Consider the following 16375-nt stretch of genomic DNA (forward strand, 5'->3'; position numbering starts at 1 on the left):
AGGGCGCCGACCGCCCAGGCAGGGACCCGGAGCGCCCGGGCGCGCTCCCGGGCCGGTGACCGCGACCCACCACTCCCGGCCAGGACCTCCACCACCCCGGCCGAGACCCGGAGCGTCCCGGCGAGGATCCGGAGTACCCCGGCGCGCTCCCGGGCCCGCGACCGCGACCCACCACTCCCGGCCAGGACCTCCACCACCCCGGCCGAGACCCGGAGCGTCCCGGCGAGGACCCGGAGTACCCCGGCGCGCTCCCAAGCCGGTGACCGCGACCCGCCGCGCCTGGTGGGGACGTCGGGCCCGGGGGCTCGGCTGGGGGGCGTGGCGACGGCGGCATCAGGCGTCCCGCCCGCGGAAGGCGGCGTAGGCGAGGAGCATCAGGGCGGCGGCGTAGGCGCACAGGACGCCGAAGCCCGGCCACGGGTCGAGCAGGGCGGGATCATGGCGCAGGCTGAGCAGGCGTCCGCCGGCCGTCGTGGGCCAGTACGTCACCACGAACCGAGCCAGCCAGCCGGGGAAGAGCGGCGACATCGCCGGGATCAGCAGGCCCACCATCGTCACGATGGTCAGCGCCCCGGCCGTGGAGCGGACCAGCGTTCCCAGCGCCAATCCGATCAGGCAGAAGGCCGCCACGACCAGCCCGGCCCCGGCGAGCGCCCGCGGCACCCCCGGCTGGCCGAAGGAGTAGGCGGGCACCCCCTGGGCGGCGAGCACGGCCGCGCCGGTGAAGTACACGGCCAGGCCGGCGGCCCAGCCGGCGACCAGCCCCATGGCCGCGCAGACGACCGCCTTGGCCGCCAGGACGCGCCCGCGGCGCGGCACCGTGATCAGGGTGCCCGGCATCGTGCTGGTGGCGTACTCCACGGTCACGGCCCGCAGGCCGAGGTAGCCGGCGACGAGCACGATGAACAGCTGGGCACGGAAGACGGAGGCGAAGGGGTCGAAGGAGGCCCGGTCGGCCGGCGGCAGTTCCCCGTACTCCCTGGCCCCCGCCCCGCCGAACATGGCACCGAACAGCCCGCCGACCGCCACGACGGCGAACAGGGTGATCCAGGTCGACCGCAACGTGCGCGTCTTGCACCACTCGGAGCGCAGCACGTCGCGAAACCCGCTCCGGCGCGCCGCGGCCCTACCGGCTCCCGCTGGGCCGGCGGTCCCGCCCCGCCGCCCGTCGATCCCGTCACTCGCCGCCCCGCCCACCGCTCCGTCCGGGAGCGATGCGGGTTCGCCTGTGCCCGGGGGCCCGGGGTGCGGGGACGCGGGGTGCGGGGGGTTGGTGCGGTGGGTCATCGGGGGGCTCCGTTCGTGGTGCCGTATTCGAGGCTGCCGCCGGTCATGCGCATGAAGGCCTCTTCCAGGGACGGGCGGCGCGGGGTCAGCTCGTGCAGGACGACGCCCTCGGCGGCGGCCAGGCGGCCGACCTGGTCGGCGGCGGCGCCGGTGACGACCAGGGCGTCGCCCTCCCGGCGCACGGCAGCGCCCGAGGCGGTGAGGCGGCGGGCGAACGCGGAGCCGTCCGGGGTGCGGACCAGGACCTCCTCCGCGCCGGCCACCGCGTCGGCGGGGGTGTCGGCGATGAGCCGTCCCCGGCCGAGCACGATGAGGTGGTCGGCGGTGAGCGCCATCTCGGCCATCAGGTGGCTGGAGACCAGCACCGTGCGCCCCTCGGCGGCCAGGCCGCGCATCAGCGTGCGGATCCAGATGATCCCTTCGGGGTCCAGCCCGTTCACCGGCTCGTCGAACAGCAGCACCCCGGGGTCGCCGAGCAGTGCGGCGGCGATGCCGAGCCTGCGGGTCATGCCGAGCGAGAAGCCGCCCACGCGGCGGCGGGCGACGGAGCCGAGGCCGACGGCGTCGAGCACCTCCTCCACCCGGCCACGGGGGATCCCGTTGCTCAGCGCCAGGCAGAGCAGGTGGTCGCGCGCGGTTCTGCGCGGGTGGACCCCGGCCGAGTCCAGCAGGGCGCCGACCGACCGCATCGGCGCGGGCAGGCCGGCGTACCGGCCGCCCAGCACGCGCGCGGTGCCGGCGCTCGGCGCGTCCAGCCCCAGGATGAGGCGCATGGCGGTCGTCTTGCCCGACCCGTTGGGGCCGAGGAAGCCGGTCACCGCGCCCGGCCTGACGTCGAACGTCAGGTCGTCCACCGCCAGAACCGGGCCGTAGCGTTTGCTGAGACCCCTCACCTCGATCATCGGTGCTCCTCTCCGGACATGCGCGAGTCGATGCCGGGAAGGCTGGCGCACCCGGCTGGAGGGCTTCTGGGCGATCCTGTGAGAGCCCTGTGAACCGCCCCCGCCCCCGCGGGCCCGCCCGGCCCGTCCCGCCGCGCCGACCGGCGCGAGCACCCGGTGCGCCCGGCCCGCCCCCGCGCGGTTTCCCAGACGACTCCAAGGTCACGAACGACGGAGACGCGCCCGGCGGCCCGGCGCCACAGAGGACGGTGAGCAGATTCCCGTCAGTGACCTACAAAAGATTGGAAACGGTGTGCAGAATCCAGTAGGTTTCTCGACACGAGCAGGCCAGGCCTCAGGGGGAACGTGTATGGCCGCCGACGCGCCGGCAGCGCTGATAGAGGCTTCGAGCCTGACGAAGGTGTACGAGAGGGGCGGCGGCCGCGCGGGGTTCACGGCCGTCGACGGCATCGACTTCCAGGTGCGCCGCGGCGAGGCCTTCGGGCTGCTCGGCGCCAACGGGGCCGGGAAGTCGTCGACCATGCGCATGATCGCCTGCGTCTCGCCGCTCACCGGGGGCGGGCTGCGCGTCCTCGGCCACGACAGCGTCACCGACGGCCCCGCCATCCGGGCGCGGCTCGGCGTGGTCCCGCAGGACGACACGATCGACGGCGAGCTCACCGTCCGCGAGAACCTGCTCATCTACGGCCGCTACTTCGGGCTGTCGTGGAAGGTGCTGCGCGAGCGCAGCACGCGGCTGCTGGAGTTCACCCGCCTGTCGGACAAGGCCGGCGACTCGGTCTCGACCCTCTCGGGCGGCATGCGGCGCAGGCTCACCATCGCGCGGGCACTCATCAACGAGCCCGAGATCGTGCTGCTCGACGAGCCCACCACCGGCCTCGACCCGCAAGCCCGCCACCTGCTCTGGGAGCGCCTGTTCCAGCTCAAGGAGGACGGCGTGACGCTGCTGCTCACGACGCACTACATGGACGAGGCCGAGCAGCTGTGCGACCGCCTGGTCGTCATGGACGCCGGCAGGATCGTCGCCGAGGGCGCCCCGGCCGAGCTGATCGCCCGCCACACCAGCCGCGAGGTGCTGGAGCTGCGCTTCGACCGGCTGGAGCGGCAGACCATGACCGACAGGTGCCGGGGCCTGGTCGAACACATGGAGGAGCTGCCCGACCGCCTGCTGCTGTCCACCGACGACGGCGAGGAGACGCTCGGCGCGGTGCACCGGCGGGGCGTGCGGCCGGTGACGGCCCTGGTCCGCCGGTCCAGCCTTGAGGACGTCTTCCTCAAGCTCACCGGGCGCTCGCTGCTCGACTGACCACCGGCCACCGCACGCGCGGGGCGGCGGACGTCCTCCGCGAGCCGGCCGACGCCGCTGGACCGACCACCTCACCCCCGGCGCGACTTCGATGACGAGGAGACATGGACACGCTGGTCAGGGCGTTCTCGGCGCCCGCGTTCCGCGAGCTCGGCTACTGGCTGTTCCGATACCGCCGCACCTGGCGCGGGTCGATCGTGATCAGCGTGGTGAACCCGCTGCTCTTCCTGGCCGCCCTCGGCCTGGGGCTGGGCACCCTGGTCGACCGCGACGGCGGCGCCTACCTGCGGGGCGACTCCTACCTGGAGTTCCTCCTGCCGGGCCTGCTGGTCGCCGCCGTCATGCAGACCACGTTCCTGGAGGCGGCCGGCCCGGTCATGCAGGGCGTGCTCGCGCGCGGCAACTACCGCGCCGCCGCCTCGACGCCGCTGTCGCCGGCCGACATCCTGCACGGGCACCTCATGTACTGGACCCTCCGGGCGGTCATGAACGCCACGCTGTTCACGCTCGTGAGCATGCTCTTCGGCGCGGTGGAAGCCTCCAGGATCCCGCTGCTCGTACCGGTCGCGGTGCTGGTCGCGGTCGCGTTCGCCACCCCGGCCGCGGCCTGGTCGGTGACCATGACCCGGCCGTCCCAGATCAACTCGATGTTCCGGTTCGCCATCCTGCCGCTGTACATGTTCTCCGGCACGTTCTTCCCGATCGAGCAGCTGCCGTCCTGGCTCTGGCCGGTGGCGTGGGCGACGCCGCTGTGGCACGGCGTCGACCTCGGCCGCACGGTCGCGCTGGGCACGGCCACGCCGCTCGGCACGCTGGCCCACCTCGGCTACCTGGTCGCGATGGCCGTCGCCGGCCTGCTGCTGGCCCGCCGCAACTACCGTCGCCGGCTGCACGTCTGAGCCGCCGAGAGAAGCCGAGACAAGAGGAGCCTTCGTGACGGCGACGATCGCGGGCGCGCCCGCCGAGATCCCGAGGCGCCCCGGCCATGCCTGGACGATGGTCGAGCGCAACCTGATGATCTACCGCCACACCTGGCCGGTGCTGCTCGCCGAGATCCTGGAGCCGTTGCTCTACCTGCTGGCGTTCGGCGTCGGCATCGGCACGCTCGTCGGCGAGGTGCCCTGGCTGCGCGACACCGCGATCACCTACCCGCAGTTCGTGGCGCCGGCCCTGCTCGCCACCGCCGCGATGAACGGCGCCATGAACGAGACCACGTTCAACATGTACGGCAAGCTCACCACCGACAAGACGTACGAGTCGATCCTCACCACGCCCATGTCGGTCCGCTCGGTGGCCCTGGGCGAGGTGTGCTGGGCGCTCATCCGCGGCACCCTCGTCACCACCGCGTTCCTGGTCGTGGTGAGCGCGCTGGGCCTGGCGCGCCTGCCGGCCGCGCTGCTCGTCGTCCCCAGCGCGCTGCTCATCGGCTTCGCCTTCGCGTCGGCCGGGCTGCTCACGGTCACGTTCCTGCGCGACTGGCAGGACTTCCAGCTCATCCAGCTCGTGATGCTGCCGATGTTCCTGTTCGCCACGACGTTCTTCCCGCTGGAGGTGTACCCGCCCTTCGTCCAGGTGCTGGTGCGGGCTCTGCCGCTCTACCACGGCATCGAGATCGTGCGGGCCTCCTTCCTGGGCACGGGCGGCGCCCACCTGGCCACCGCCGTGGTCTACCTCGCGGTCTTCGGCGCGGTGACCCTCGCCGTCGCCGTACGCCGCCTCGAACGCACCCTGCGCACCTAGGCCCGGCACGATACCGGGAAAGGACAATCACCCCCGGACCGAACAACGGACCACAAATCCACTCGCGTTAGTCGAAAGAAAGACGGCGGGCGAAGTCCTCGAATTCATCGCCCTATATCGCCGGCGAATTCCCGACACGGGAAAACAAGGATCTCCGCGGGTGGAATCGTTCCACTGGAATCCGCTCACCCGCTCCTTCTAGAATGTCGGCCACCGACTTTCAGGCGATCGGACCGGCGATGAGACGTGGTGCGGGTTCCTCACAGTCAGACGCCTACGACGTATTCATCTCCTACAGCCATCGCCGGGACACCGGGCTGGCGGAGGCGTTGCAGTCGGAGCTGCAACGTTTCGCCTGTCCCTGGTACCGACCGAGGGTGCTGCGCGTCTTCCGCGACAAGACGAGCCTTTCGGCCAGCCCCTTCTTATGGCCCATGATCGAGCAGGCCCTCGGCGTGTCCGGCTGGTTCGTGCTCATGGCGTCCACGGCTTCCGCGCAGTCCCCGTGGGTGCGGAAGGAGGTGGACTGGTGGGTGGCCAACCGGTCCCCGGAGCGCATGCTGATCGCCCTCACCGAGGGGACGATCACGTGGGCGGGAGACGACTTCGACTGGCGCCGCACCGATGCGATCCCTCCATCCTTGTCAGGGGTCTTCGCCCACGAACCGCTCTGGATCGATCTGCGCGCACTGCGGCCGCCGGAGGATCCGGGGACGACGCCCGAGCGTCCCCGGTTGGGCGACATCGTGGCGGAGTTCGCCGCTCCCGTGCACGGGGTGCCGAAGGATTCGCTGGTCGGGGAGCACGTCCGGCGCCGGCGACAGACCAAGCGGGTGATCCGGCAGGTGGTCGCCCTGCTCGCCACGCTGGCGCTCATCGCGTCGATCGCCGCCGTGGTGGCCTTCGCGCAGCGCGACGAGGCGATCCGGCAGGCCACGATCGCCACGGCCGGGCGGGCCGGCGCCGAGGCCGAGGCCCTGCTGCCCAGGCAGGTGGACGTCGCGCAGCTCGTGGCCGTGGAGGCGTATCGCATGTGGCCGGACGCGCAGACGCGGTCGGCGCTGTTCGGCGCGGTGACGGCGAGCCCGGCGCTCGTGCGGCACCTGCAGGCCGGTGGTCGCGTCTCGGCCGTCGGCGGTTCCATGGACGGGCGGACCGTCGTCGCGGGGACGCACGACGGGCGGGTGCTGCGCTGGCGGGCGGCGGACGGGGCCAGGACGGCGTCCTTCGAGCTGGCGAAGGCGGTCAGGAGCGTCACCGCCGACCGCACGGGCCGGGTCGTGGCCGCCACCGACGGCACCTCGGTGCTGACCGAGCCTCCCGGACGTCTCCCGAAGACGTGGGGCGGGGCCATCGGGGGCCTCGCCCTGTCGCCGTCCGGGCGGTTCCTGGTCGTGGCCGCCGGAGACAGGCTGACGAGGGTCGAGCTCGCGACGGGCGCGCTACGCGCCACACGCACCCTCGTCACGGCCCTCTCGGTGGCGATGCCCGACGAGACGAAGATCGTGGTGAGCAGCGTGAGCGGGCAGTGGGAGCACTACACCGGCGCGGACCTGCGGCGCGGTCTCAGCTCGCTCCACTCACCCATGGGCGTGCACGGTTATGCCCCCACGCTCGCGAACAACGGCGCCTACCTCACCTTCACCCGCACCTTCGGCGGGCCCCTGCCGATCTACCCCACCAGCGTCGCGTTGTCGATCGCGGACGACTCCGCGCCGCAGGAGGCGCTCTCCCACGGCACCTCACCCCAGGCGATCGCCGTCAGCGACGACGGCGTCCACGCGGCGGTGGCCGACGGGAGCGCGATCTACGTGTCCTCCGTCGAGGCCGGTGTCGAGCAGACCACCCTTCCCGGCAGCGGTGTGGTGATCGACGGAGGACTGCGTTTCCTCGGCGACCGTGACCATCTCGTGTCGGCGTCCGGGCAGTCCGTCGCGCTGTGGGACCTGGATCACGCGGGACGCATCGCGCAACAGGCGGAGGTGCGCCTGACGGGGGCGTGCAGCGGATGCGGTGCGCCGCACACCGAGGTGAGCGCCGACGGCAAGCGCGTGGCCGTGCAGACCGACGGGTCGGCGGGCCTCTTCTCCGTGTACGACTGGGGCCGGCGGACCGGCGACGTCTTCGAGGCGGCCCGGCGGATTCTCGGGTGGAGCGCCGACGGCTCCGGGCTCTTCCTGGCCAACACCGAGAACCGCCTCGAAACGCTCAGCATGCGCGACTCCAGCCGGGCCATGCGGCACACCACCGGGGAGCTGCCGCTCGAGCCGATCGCCGTGTCCAGGGACGGGCGGGATCTGCTGATCCTCGACACGGCCGGGGCGCTGGAGGTCCGCGCGGCCTCGACCGGGTCGCTTCGCCGCCGGATCGAACCCCCGGAAGGGCTGGATGCGGTGCTCCTGCCGGTCGTCGACTTCCAGCGGGGGATCGTCGTGGCCGAAGGCCTCGTCGAGTTCGCGTCACACGCCGTTCTCTACGACCTCACCTCGGGAAAGAGCCGCATCGTGGGGTCCGGGCGCGCGCAGAACATCTCCGTGGGAGCCGGGCACGTCGTCGTCCAGCGTCGCGACGGCGACCTCGAGTTCTGGGACCGGTCGGGCACCCGACTGGAGCGCAGGATCACTCGCGACGCGAGCTTCAGCCCCGACGAGTTGTCCCCGCGAAGCATCCCGGCCGTCGGCGCCGCTTCGCTCGTCCAGCGTACTTCCGACGGCGTGATCGTGATCACCGACCTGACCACGAGAACCGACGTGGGCACCCTGCGACTGCCCGGCGAATGGGTCCAGGCCAAGACCTCGATGAGGCTCACCGACGACGGAACACACCTCGTCACCGCCGCGGACGCCGGCGGCGAGAACGGGTTGCTCGTCCGCTGGGCCCTGACCCCGTCCGCCTGGATCTCAGCCGCCTGCGCCTCCGTCGGACGGGATCTCACCGCCGCCGAATGGCGCCGCTACGTGGGCACCCCGCCCCCCGAGAACCTGTCCTGCGCCCGGTGACCCGCCGTCACAGGGCGGTCCGTGACGGCGGGCGACGACCGTGCGCGCCGGACGGGCGACCCGGTCGAGGCCCGGCGCCCGCCGGCCGGCGCGCCGCCGAGGACGGTCAGCGTGAGTAGTGCTCGACGACGAGCTGCTCGTCGACGGGGATCGCGACCTGCGCGCGCTCGGGCCGGGAGACCAGCGTGAACCGCAGCTCGTCGAGGTTCACGTCGAGATAGGGCGCGGTGATCTCGTCGGCGTAGGTGCCCTCGGCCGCCGCCACGAACGGCTGCGCCTGGCGCGACCTGGGGCGCACGGCGACGGTCTGCCCCGGCTTGACGAGGTAGCTGGGAATGTCCACCTTGCGGCCGTCGACGGTGATGTGCCCGTGGTTGACGTACTGGCGGGCGGCGTAGATGGACGGGGCCAGCCCGGCCCGCAGCACGAGCGAGGCCAGGCGGCTCTCCAGCAGGCTGACCAGCTCGGCGCCCGAGCGTCCGGGCCGGCGCACCGCCAGGTCCCAGTACCGCCTCATCTGCCGCTCCGAGACGTCGTAGTACCAGCGCAGCTTCTGCTTCTCCATCCGCCGCAGGCTGTAGTCGCCGGCGGCGCGGCGGTTGGTCTTGCGGCCGTGCTCGCCGGGCGGGTAGGGCCGGTTCTCGAAGTAGCGGACGGCCTTGCGGGTGAGCGGCACACCCGCCCTCCTGGAAAGTCGCACCTTCGGTCCGGTGTAGCGCATGGCGTTCTCCACGTGGTTAGCTTTACCTTAGTTAGGTAAGCCTAACCTATATTGACGATGCGACGACGAGGAGCCCCGGCCATGCACGTGACCGTCCCACCGATCACCGAACGAGTCCGCAGCCTCGCCGCCACGGCGGTCCCCACCCATGTCTCCCTTGACGGCTCGGCCCACGCGGCCAGGGGCGGGGTGGACGACGCCGGGCGCCCGCTGCTGCTGGTCAAGCCGGGCGACCCCCTGCACGGCGTGCCGGACGCCGACGACGTGGTGGTCACCGTCGACCTCGCCGCCTGCCGCACCCTCGGCGGCGCCGACCAGGCGCGCGGCCTGCTGAAGGTGCACGGGTGGGCGCAGGCCGTGCCGCGTGAGCTGGTGCGCGAGGCGGCCGTGGCGGTGGCCGGCCGGTGCCCGGACGAGGCGCTCTTCGCCGCCGTGGAGGGCGGCCCGGCCGGTTCGCGCCTGTTCCGGGTGGACGTGGGCTACGTGATCTACCTGACCGGCCAGGAGTCGGGCATGCTGGACGCCGAGGACTACCTCGGCGCCGGGCCCGACCCGCTGCTGGACGCCGCCGAGCGCATGCTGGGCCACGTCAACGAGTCCCACCGCGACCAGCTCCAGCACGCCATGCGCGTCCTGCTCGGCCACCCGGTGCCCGACGTCTGGCTGTGGGAGCTCGACCGCTACGGGGCGACCGTCCGCTCGGGGATCGAGGACCCCACGCTCATCCGCCTGCCGTGGCCGTCGCCGGTCGACGGCCCGGCCGAGCTGGAGCGGGCCCTGGCCTGCCTGCTGTGCCCGCACGGGAGCGCGCCGGGCGCCTGACCCGGCTCAGGCCGTCGCGCGCTGCGAAGGGGACGCCATTCCGGCGCCCGCCGGCAGGACGGCGTCGGCGGCGGTGTCGAAGGCCTCGGGGGCCAGGACGTGGTCGATGACCATGAGCGCGCAGCCGGTGATCCCGGCCCCCGGGCCGAGCCGGCTGCGCTCGATGCGCAGGCTGCGCGTGGACAGCGCCGTCGAGCGCCGGTAGACCACCTCGCGCACCGCCGACACCAGCGGCTGGAACGCCTCCGCCACGTCGCCGCCGAGCACCACCACCGCGGGGTTGAGCAGGTTGACCGCGCTCGCCACCACCTCGCCCAGCAGGCGGCCCGCGCGGCGCACGACGGTCATCGTCTCGGCGTCGCCGGCGCGCACCAGCCGCGTGACGTCGGCCAGCGTGAAGACCTCGCGCCCGCGCGCCCGCAGGTCGCGCAGGATCGCGGTGCCGCTGGCCACCGAGTCGACGCAGTCGACGTTGCCGCACCGGCACAGCACGCCGCCGCCGTCGCGGACCGGGATGTGCCCGATCTCCCCGGCCGCGCCGAGCGCGCCGCGCAGGATCTCGCCTCCGGCGATCACGCCGGCGCCGATGCGGGTGGACACCTTGACGAACAGCAGGTCGTCGACGCTGCGGGCGTACGACGCGCGGTACTCCCCCATGGCGATGACGTTGACGTCGTTGTCCACGAAGACGGGCACCGGGTAGCGCTCGGAGATCAGCGGCGGGATGACCACGCCGGTCCAGCTCGCCATCACGCGGGCGCTCTCGGTGCGCCCGGCGGCGAACTCGACGGTCGCGGGGACGCCCATGCCGACCCCGCGGACGGCCGACAGCGGGCGTCCGGCGAGCAGGTCGGCCCAGACGTCCATCAGCAGCGGCAGCACCACGTCGGGGCCGCGCTCGACGTCGATCTCCAGGTCGGTGCGCGCCAGCTCGGCCCCGGCGAGGTCGCACACGGCGATCTGGGTGCGGCTGGCGCCGAGCGAGGCGGCCAGCACGACGCCGCCCGCGGCGTTGAAGCTCAGGCGGGCGGGGGGCCTGCCGCCCGTGGAAGGCCCGTCGGTGTCCTCGGCGATCAGGCCGGCGGAGAGCAGCTCGGTGACCCGCAGCGCCACGGCCGGCCGCGACAGCCCGGTCATCCTGCCGATGTCGGCGCGCGTGAGGGCCTCACCGGTGCGGATGAGGCGCAGGACCTCCCCGCTGCCGGCGACCGTGGACGCTGATCGTCGAACCATCGGCACAGTCAACCACACCCTCTTTTGTAAACCAAAATTCCTAAGTTGCTCACCCCTAATGCCAAAACTGTGGTTGTGCGCCACCATAAGATCCGGCTAGTGTCCGATCTGTCCCCTACTTGGTGAAAAACGGAGTCTCCCCCGTGCCTGAGCCAGCCACCACGCTCGCCCCGCCCTCCCCGTCCGCGCCCGACGACGCCCGCGCGCTCGACGCCCGGGCGGAGCCCGAGGCCACCTCGGAGCGGTCCGCCGCGCCGGCGATCGAGGCGGGGGGCGACGGCGCGCACCTGGCCGACCTCGTCGTGTTCGGCGGCACCGGCGACCTGTCCATGCGCAAGCTGCTCCCCGCGCTGTTCCACGCGGACCGCGACGGGCGGCTGGCCCCGCAGACCCGCGTCATCGCCCTGTCGCGCGGCGCGCTCAGCGACGACGACTTCCGCGACAAGGTGCGGGCGGGGGTGCGGCCGGGGCTCTACCCCGACGACGCCGACGGCTGGGAGCGGTTCCTGGAGCGGCTGCACCACGTCGCCGTCGACGTCGGCGACCCCGGCCACGACGGCTGGGGCTCGATGCGCCGCCTGCTCGCCGGGCGCGACGAGATCGACCGGGTGTTCTACCTGGCCAGCCCCCCGATGACGTTCGGACCGTTCTGCCGCGCGCTGGACACCGCGGGCCTGGTGACGCCCCGCTCGCGTGTGGTGCTGGAGAAGCCGCTCGGACGCGACCTGGCCGGCGCCCAGCAGATCAACGCCGAGGTCGGCGCCATCTTCGACGAGCACCGCGTCTTCCGCATCGACCACTACCTGGGCAAGGAGACCGTCCAGAACCTGCTGGTCCTGCGCTTCGCCAACGCGTTCCTGGAGCCGATCTGGAACTCGTTGTGGATCGACCACGTCCAGATCACCGCGGCCGAGTCGGTCGGCACGCCCGGCCGTCGCGGTTACTACGACCACGCGGGCGCGCTGCGCGACATGGTGCAGAACCACCTGCTCCAGCTCCTGTGCATGGTCGCGATGGAGCCGCCCGCGCGCAACGACCGCGAGTCGATCCGCGACGAGAAGGTCAAGGTCCTGCAGTCGCTGCGCCCCATCACCGGCGGCGAGGCGAGCCGGTTCACCGTGCGCGGCCAGTACGTGGCGGGCGAGGTCGACGACGAGCCGGTGCCCGGCTACCTCGACGAGCCCGACAAGACGCCGCCCACCGAGGCCTCGCGCCGGGTGGAGACGTTCACCGCGATCCGCGCCGAGATCAAGAACTGGCGCTGGGCCGGCGTGCCGTTCTACCTGCGCACCGGCAAGCGGCTGCCCGACCGCCGCTCGGAGATCGTCGTGCAGTTCAAGGACGTGCCGCACTCGATCTTCCCCGGCGGCGGCCCCAACCGCCTGGTGCTGCGGCTGCAGCCGAGCGAGGGCATCGACCTGCACATCATGGCCAAGGAGCCGGGAGCCGGCGAGATCGTGCTGCGCCCGGTGCCGCTCAAGCTGAGCTTCGCCGACACCTTCCGCGCCCGCGTCCCCGAGGCGTACGAGCGGCTGCTGATGGACGTGCTGTCGGGCAACCCCACGCTGTTCATGCGGCGTGACGAGGTCGAGGCCGCCTGGCGGTGGATCGACCCGATCATCGCCGCCTGGGAGGCGAGCGAGGCCCTGCCCGAGCACTACATGGCCGGGACCACCGGGCCGAGCGCCGCTCACGAGCTCCTCGCCCGCAGCGGCCGCGCCTGGCACGAGGAGGACAACGCGTGAACCGCGTCGTCCACGAGGTCACCGAACGTCTCACCGAACGCAGCCGGCGCAGCCGCGCGGCCTACCTGCGGCGGGTCGGCGCCGCGGCGCGTGAGGCCAGGGAACGCGGGCCGGCGCGGGCGAGCCTCGGCTGCGCCAACCTCGCCCACGGCTTCGCCGCCTGCTCCCCCGGCGACAAGCTCGCCCTGCGCGGCAACGAGCGCCCGGGCGTGGCCATCGTCTCGGCCTACAACGACATGCTCTCGGCCCACCAGCCGTACGAGACCTACCCGGCCGTGCTGAAGAAGGCCGTGCGCGAGGCGGGCGGGGTCGCGCAGTTCGCCGGCGGCGTGCCCGCGATGTGCGACGGCGTCACCCAGGGCCGTCCCGGCATGGAGCTGTCGCTCTACAGCCGCGAGGTCATCGCGATGGCGACCGCGATCGCCCTGTCGCACGACATGTTCGACGGGTCGCTGCTGCTGGGCGTCTGCGACAAGATCGTGCCGGGGCTGCTGATCGGCGCGCTGCACTTCGGGCACCTTCCCGCGATCTTCGTGCCCGCCGGGCCGATGCCGTCCGGGCTGCCCAACAAGGTCAAGGCCCGCACCCGCCAGCTCTTCGCCGAGGGCAGGATCGGCCGGGGCGAGATGCTGGACGCGGAGGCCGCCTCCTACCACTCCCCCGGCACCTGCACCTTCTACGGCACCGCCAACTCCAACCAGGTGCTCATGGAGGTCATGGGCCTGCACCTGCCGGGCGCGACGTTCGTCAACCCCGGCACCGAGCTGCGCGAGGGCCTGACCCGCGCGGCCGCCCGCCGCATCGTGGAGATCACCGCGCACGGCGAGGAGTACACCCCGGTCGCCGAGGTGGTGGACGAGAAGGCGCTGGTCAACGCGGCCGTCGCGCTGCTGGCCACCGGCGGGTCCACCAACCACACCATGCACCTGGTCGCCATCGCGGCCGCGGCCGGCGTCGAGCTGCTGTGGGACGACCTCGCCGCGCTGTCCACGGCCGTGCCGCTGCTCACCCGCATGTACCCCAACGGGCAGGCGGACGTGAACCACTTCGAGGCGGCCGGAGGCATGCAGGTGCTGATGGGCGACCTGCTGGACGCCGGGATGCTGCACGAGGACGTGCTGACCGTCGCCGGCCGCGGCCTGGGCCACTACCGCGGCGGGCCGTCGCTCAAGGAGGGCCAGGTCGTCTGGGAGGAGCGCCCGGCCACCAGCGCCGACTGGGACGTGCTGCGCCCGGTCGCCGACCCGTTCTCGGCCGACAGCGGCATCCACATGCTCAGCGGCAACCTCGGCCGCGCGGTCAGCAAGGTCTCCGCGGTCAAGCCCGAGCACCTCGTGATCGAGGCTCCGGCGAAGGTCTTCGACGACCAGGCCGAGCTGCTGGCCGCGTTCGAGGCCGGCGACCTGGACGACCAGGACTTCGTCGCGGTCATCCGCTACCAGGGGCCCAGCGCCAACGGCATGCCCGAGCTGCACAAGCTCACGCCTCCGCTGGCCGTCCTGCTCGACCGCGGCCGGAGCGTCGCGCTGGTCACCGACGGCCGCATGTCCGGCGCCTCGGGCAAGGTGCCCGCAGCCATCCACCTGTCGCCGGAGGCGGCCGACGGCGGCCCGATCGCGCTGGTGCGCGACGGCGACCCGATCCGGCTCGACTCCAAGGCGGGCACGCTGCACCTGCTGGTGCCCGAGGCCGAGCTGGCCCGGCGCACCCCCGGCGGCCGGCCGCTCGGCGACGGCGAGTGGGTCGGCACCGGCCGTGAGCTGTTCGCCGCCTTCCGCCGCGCCGCGGGGCCAGCCGAGCGCGGCGCCGGGATCTTCGCCATCAGCGGCGCGGAGGGCGTCGAGAGCGCGCCGTCCCCGCTCGCCGGCGCCGCGGAGAGCCGCACGTGACCTCACCGGTCCCACCACCCTCCCCGGAGGGTCCCTGGCTCGTCGCCGACATCGGCGGCACCAACGCCCGCTTCGGCCTGGTCGTCGAGCCCGGCGCGCGTCCCGCGGCCGTCGCCGTGCTGCCCGGCGCCGGGCACGTCGGGCTGCCGGACGCCGTGGACGCCTACCTGGCCGGGCACGCGGGCGGGGCGCGCCCGGTCGCGGCCTGCCTGGCGGTCGCCGGGCCGGTCAACGCCGACCTCTACCGGCTCACCAACACCGGGTGGTCGGGCTCGGCGACCGCGCTGGGCATCCCCCATGTGGAGCTGCTCAACGACTTCGAGGCGCTGGCCCTCGCCCTGCCGCACCTGGAGGGCGCCGACCTCGCCTCGCTCGGCGGCCCCGATCCGGCGCCGGACATGGTGAAGGCGGTGCTCGGCCCGGGCACCGGCCTGGGCGTCGCCGGGCTGGTCCCGGCGCGGTCGGGGTGGGTGCCGGTGCCCGGCGAGGGCGGGCACGTCTCGGCACCCGCCGTCACCGACCTGGAGATCGAGGTCATCCGGGCGCTGCGCGCGGACGGCATGTCGTTCGTGGACGCCGAGCACCTGCTGTCGGGGCCGGGCCTGGTGCGGCTGCGCCACGGGCTGGGGCTGGTGGACGGCGTCCGCGTCGAACCGCTCGCCGCGCCGGAGATCGTCGCCCGGGTGGACGACACGCTGTGCGCGCGGACGGTCGACGTGTTCTGTGGCCTATTGGGGAGCTTCGCCGCTAATGTCGCTCTTACGCTGGGAGCGCACGGCGGAGTGTACCTCGGGGGTGGGATCGTGCCGCGGATCGTCCGACGGATCAACGACAGCGACTTCCGGCGCCGGTTCGAGGCCAACCTCGTGCTGTCGGGCTACCTGACCGGGATCGCCACCACGGCGATCGTCGCCGAGCAGCCGGCGCTGACCGGCGCCGCCGCCTGGCTCGCCCAGCGCGTCGCCGACCGCGAGTCCACCCTCACGGCGCCGGGGGCACCGCGGTCCCCGTCGCCGTCCCCGCAGGCAAGGAGTACCGCGAAGTGACCATCCTCGACCTCGCCCCCGTCGTCCCGGTCGTCGTGATCGAGGACGTCGGCACGGCGGTCCCGCTGGCCCGCGCCCTGGTGGCGGGGGGCCTGCCGGTCATCGAGGTGACCCTGCGCACGCCGTGCGCCCTGGACGCCGTGCGCCGGATCGCCGCCGAGGTGCCGGACGCGGTGGTCGGCGCCGGCACGGTGCGCACCCCCGCCGACGTCGAGGCCGCCACCCGGGCGGGCTCCCAGTTCCTGGTCAGCCCGGGCTGCACGCCCAACCTGGTGAACGCGATGGAGGGCAGCGGGCTGCCCTTCCTGCCGGGCGCGGCCACCGCGTCGGAGGTCATGGTGCTGGCCGAGCGCGGCCTGAACGAGCTGAAGTTCTTCCCGGCCGTCCCGGCCGGCGGGATCGCCTACCTCAAGGCCCTGGCCGGGCCGATCCCCGAGGTGCGGTTCTGTCCGACCGGCGGCATCCGGCCGGAGACGGCGCACGAGTTCCTGGCGCTGTCGAACGTCGGCTGCGTCGGCGGCACCTGGCTCACCCCGGCCGACGCGATCGCCTCCGGGGACTTCGGCCGCATCGAGAAGCTGGCCTCCGAGGCGGCCGCACTCCGGCACTAGCCCGACGCGTTTCGCCCGCGCCCCTCCTCCCTCGGACCGCGGGCGATCGCCATGGAGGTCGCCGCGACCCGATG

At 73.4% G+C, this 16375-nt stretch carries 13 protein-coding genes; 9 read left to right on the plus strand and 4 right to left on the minus strand.

Annotated elements, in window-relative coordinates; genetic code table 11:
- Window positions 1-333 precede the first annotated feature (333 nt).
- On the minus strand, window positions 334-1095 hold the full coding sequence (locus tag PYR91_RS29195; protein WP_279784921.1) for an ABC transporter permease subunit: 762 nt from the start codon (window positions 1093-1095) through the stop codon (window positions 334-336).
- A 188-nt stretch (window positions 1096-1283) separates the two neighbouring features.
- The gene (locus tag PYR91_RS29200) at window positions 1284-2189 is read right to left on the minus strand and encodes an ATP-binding cassette domain-containing protein (RefSeq protein WP_279784923.1); all 906 of its coding nucleotides are present in this window, start codon (window positions 2187-2189) and stop codon (window positions 1284-1286) included.
- Between the two features lie 400 nt (window positions 2190-2589).
- Here PYR91_RS29200 and PYR91_RS29205 point away from each other — a divergent pair, with 400 nt between their 5' ends.
- The 4 genes from PYR91_RS29205 to PYR91_RS29220 all read left to right on the plus strand — a co-directional run bounded on the left by PYR91_RS29205 (window position 2590) and on the right by PYR91_RS29220 (window position 8234).
- Complete coding sequence (locus tag PYR91_RS29205; protein WP_279784924.1) at window positions 2590-3495, plus strand: ATP-binding cassette domain-containing protein; 906 nt, start codon at window positions 2590-2592, stop codon at window positions 3493-3495.
- 104 nt (window positions 3496-3599) lie between these two features.
- Window positions 3600-4394: an ABC transporter permease gene (locus PYR91_RS29210; RefSeq protein WP_279784926.1), complete on the plus strand. Its 795-nt coding sequence runs from the start codon at window positions 3600-3602 to the stop codon at window positions 4392-4394.
- Between the two features lie 34 nt (window positions 4395-4428).
- The gene (locus PYR91_RS29215; protein ID WP_279784928.1) at window positions 4429-5235 is read left to right on the plus strand and encodes an ABC transporter permease; all 807 of its coding nucleotides are present in this window, start codon (window positions 4429-4431) and stop codon (window positions 5233-5235) included.
- Window positions 5236-5474: 239 nt separating this feature from the next.
- Window positions 5475-8234 carry a TIR domain-containing protein gene (locus PYR91_RS29220; RefSeq protein WP_279784930.1) on the plus strand — a complete coding sequence of 920 codons (2760 nt, stop codon included), beginning with the start codon at window positions 5475-5477 and terminating at the stop codon, window positions 8232-8234.
- 106 nt (window positions 8235-8340) lie between these two features.
- On the opposite strand, the gene rpsD is transcribed toward PYR91_RS29220, so the two are convergent.
- Window positions 8341-8955: a 30S ribosomal protein S4 gene (rpsD, locus tag PYR91_RS29225; protein WP_279784932.1), complete on the minus strand. Its 615-nt coding sequence runs from the start codon at window positions 8953-8955 to the stop codon at window positions 8341-8343.
- An 81-nt stretch (window positions 8956-9036) separates the two neighbouring features.
- Here rpsD and PYR91_RS29230 point away from each other — a divergent pair, with 81 nt between their 5' ends.
- Window positions 9037-9777, plus strand: coding sequence for a DUF2470 domain-containing protein (locus tag PYR91_RS29230; RefSeq protein ID WP_279784934.1), 741 nt, complete (start codon window positions 9037-9039; stop codon window positions 9775-9777).
- Window positions 9778-9783: 6 nt separating this feature from the next.
- On the opposite strand, the gene PYR91_RS29235 is transcribed toward PYR91_RS29230, so the two are convergent.
- Complete coding sequence (locus tag PYR91_RS29235; protein ID WP_279784936.1) at window positions 9784-11010, minus strand: ROK family transcriptional regulator; 1227 nt, start codon at window positions 11008-11010, stop codon at window positions 9784-9786.
- A 260-nt stretch (window positions 11011-11270) separates the two neighbouring features.
- On the opposite strand from PYR91_RS29235, the gene zwf reads away from it, so the two are divergent.
- Genes zwf through eda form a run of 4 tightly spaced genes read left to right on the plus strand, consistent with a single transcriptional unit; the run spans window position 11271 to window position 16301 of the window.
- The gene (zwf, locus tag PYR91_RS29240; protein ID WP_279785116.1) at window positions 11271-12755 is read left to right on the plus strand and encodes a glucose-6-phosphate dehydrogenase; all 1485 of its coding nucleotides are present in this window, start codon (window positions 11271-11273) and stop codon (window positions 12753-12755) included.
- Window positions 12752-14644 carry a phosphogluconate dehydratase gene (edd, locus tag PYR91_RS29245; protein WP_279784937.1) on the plus strand — a complete coding sequence of 631 codons (1893 nt, stop codon included), beginning with the start codon at window positions 12752-12754 and terminating at the stop codon, window positions 14642-14644. Before zwf ends, edd begins: the two co-directional genes overlap by 4 nt.
- Window positions 14641-15690, plus strand: coding sequence for a glucokinase (locus PYR91_RS29250; protein ID WP_279784939.1), 1050 nt, complete (start codon window positions 14641-14643; stop codon window positions 15688-15690). The genes edd and PYR91_RS29250 overlap by 4 nt, the downstream gene beginning before the upstream one ends.
- The gene (gene eda, locus PYR91_RS29255) at window positions 15687-16301 is read left to right on the plus strand and encodes a bifunctional 4-hydroxy-2-oxoglutarate aldolase/2-dehydro-3-deoxy-phosphogluconate aldolase (RefSeq protein WP_279784941.1); all 615 of its coding nucleotides are present in this window, start codon (window positions 15687-15689) and stop codon (window positions 16299-16301) included. The genes PYR91_RS29250 and eda overlap by 4 nt, the downstream gene beginning before the upstream one ends.
- Window positions 16302-16375: the final 74 nt, after the last annotated feature.

The sequence above is a fragment of the Sphaerisporangium sp. TRM90804 genome, from assembly GCF_029846175.1.
Lineage (GTDB): Bacteria > Actinomycetota > Actinomycetes > Streptosporangiales > Streptosporangiaceae > Sphaerisporangium.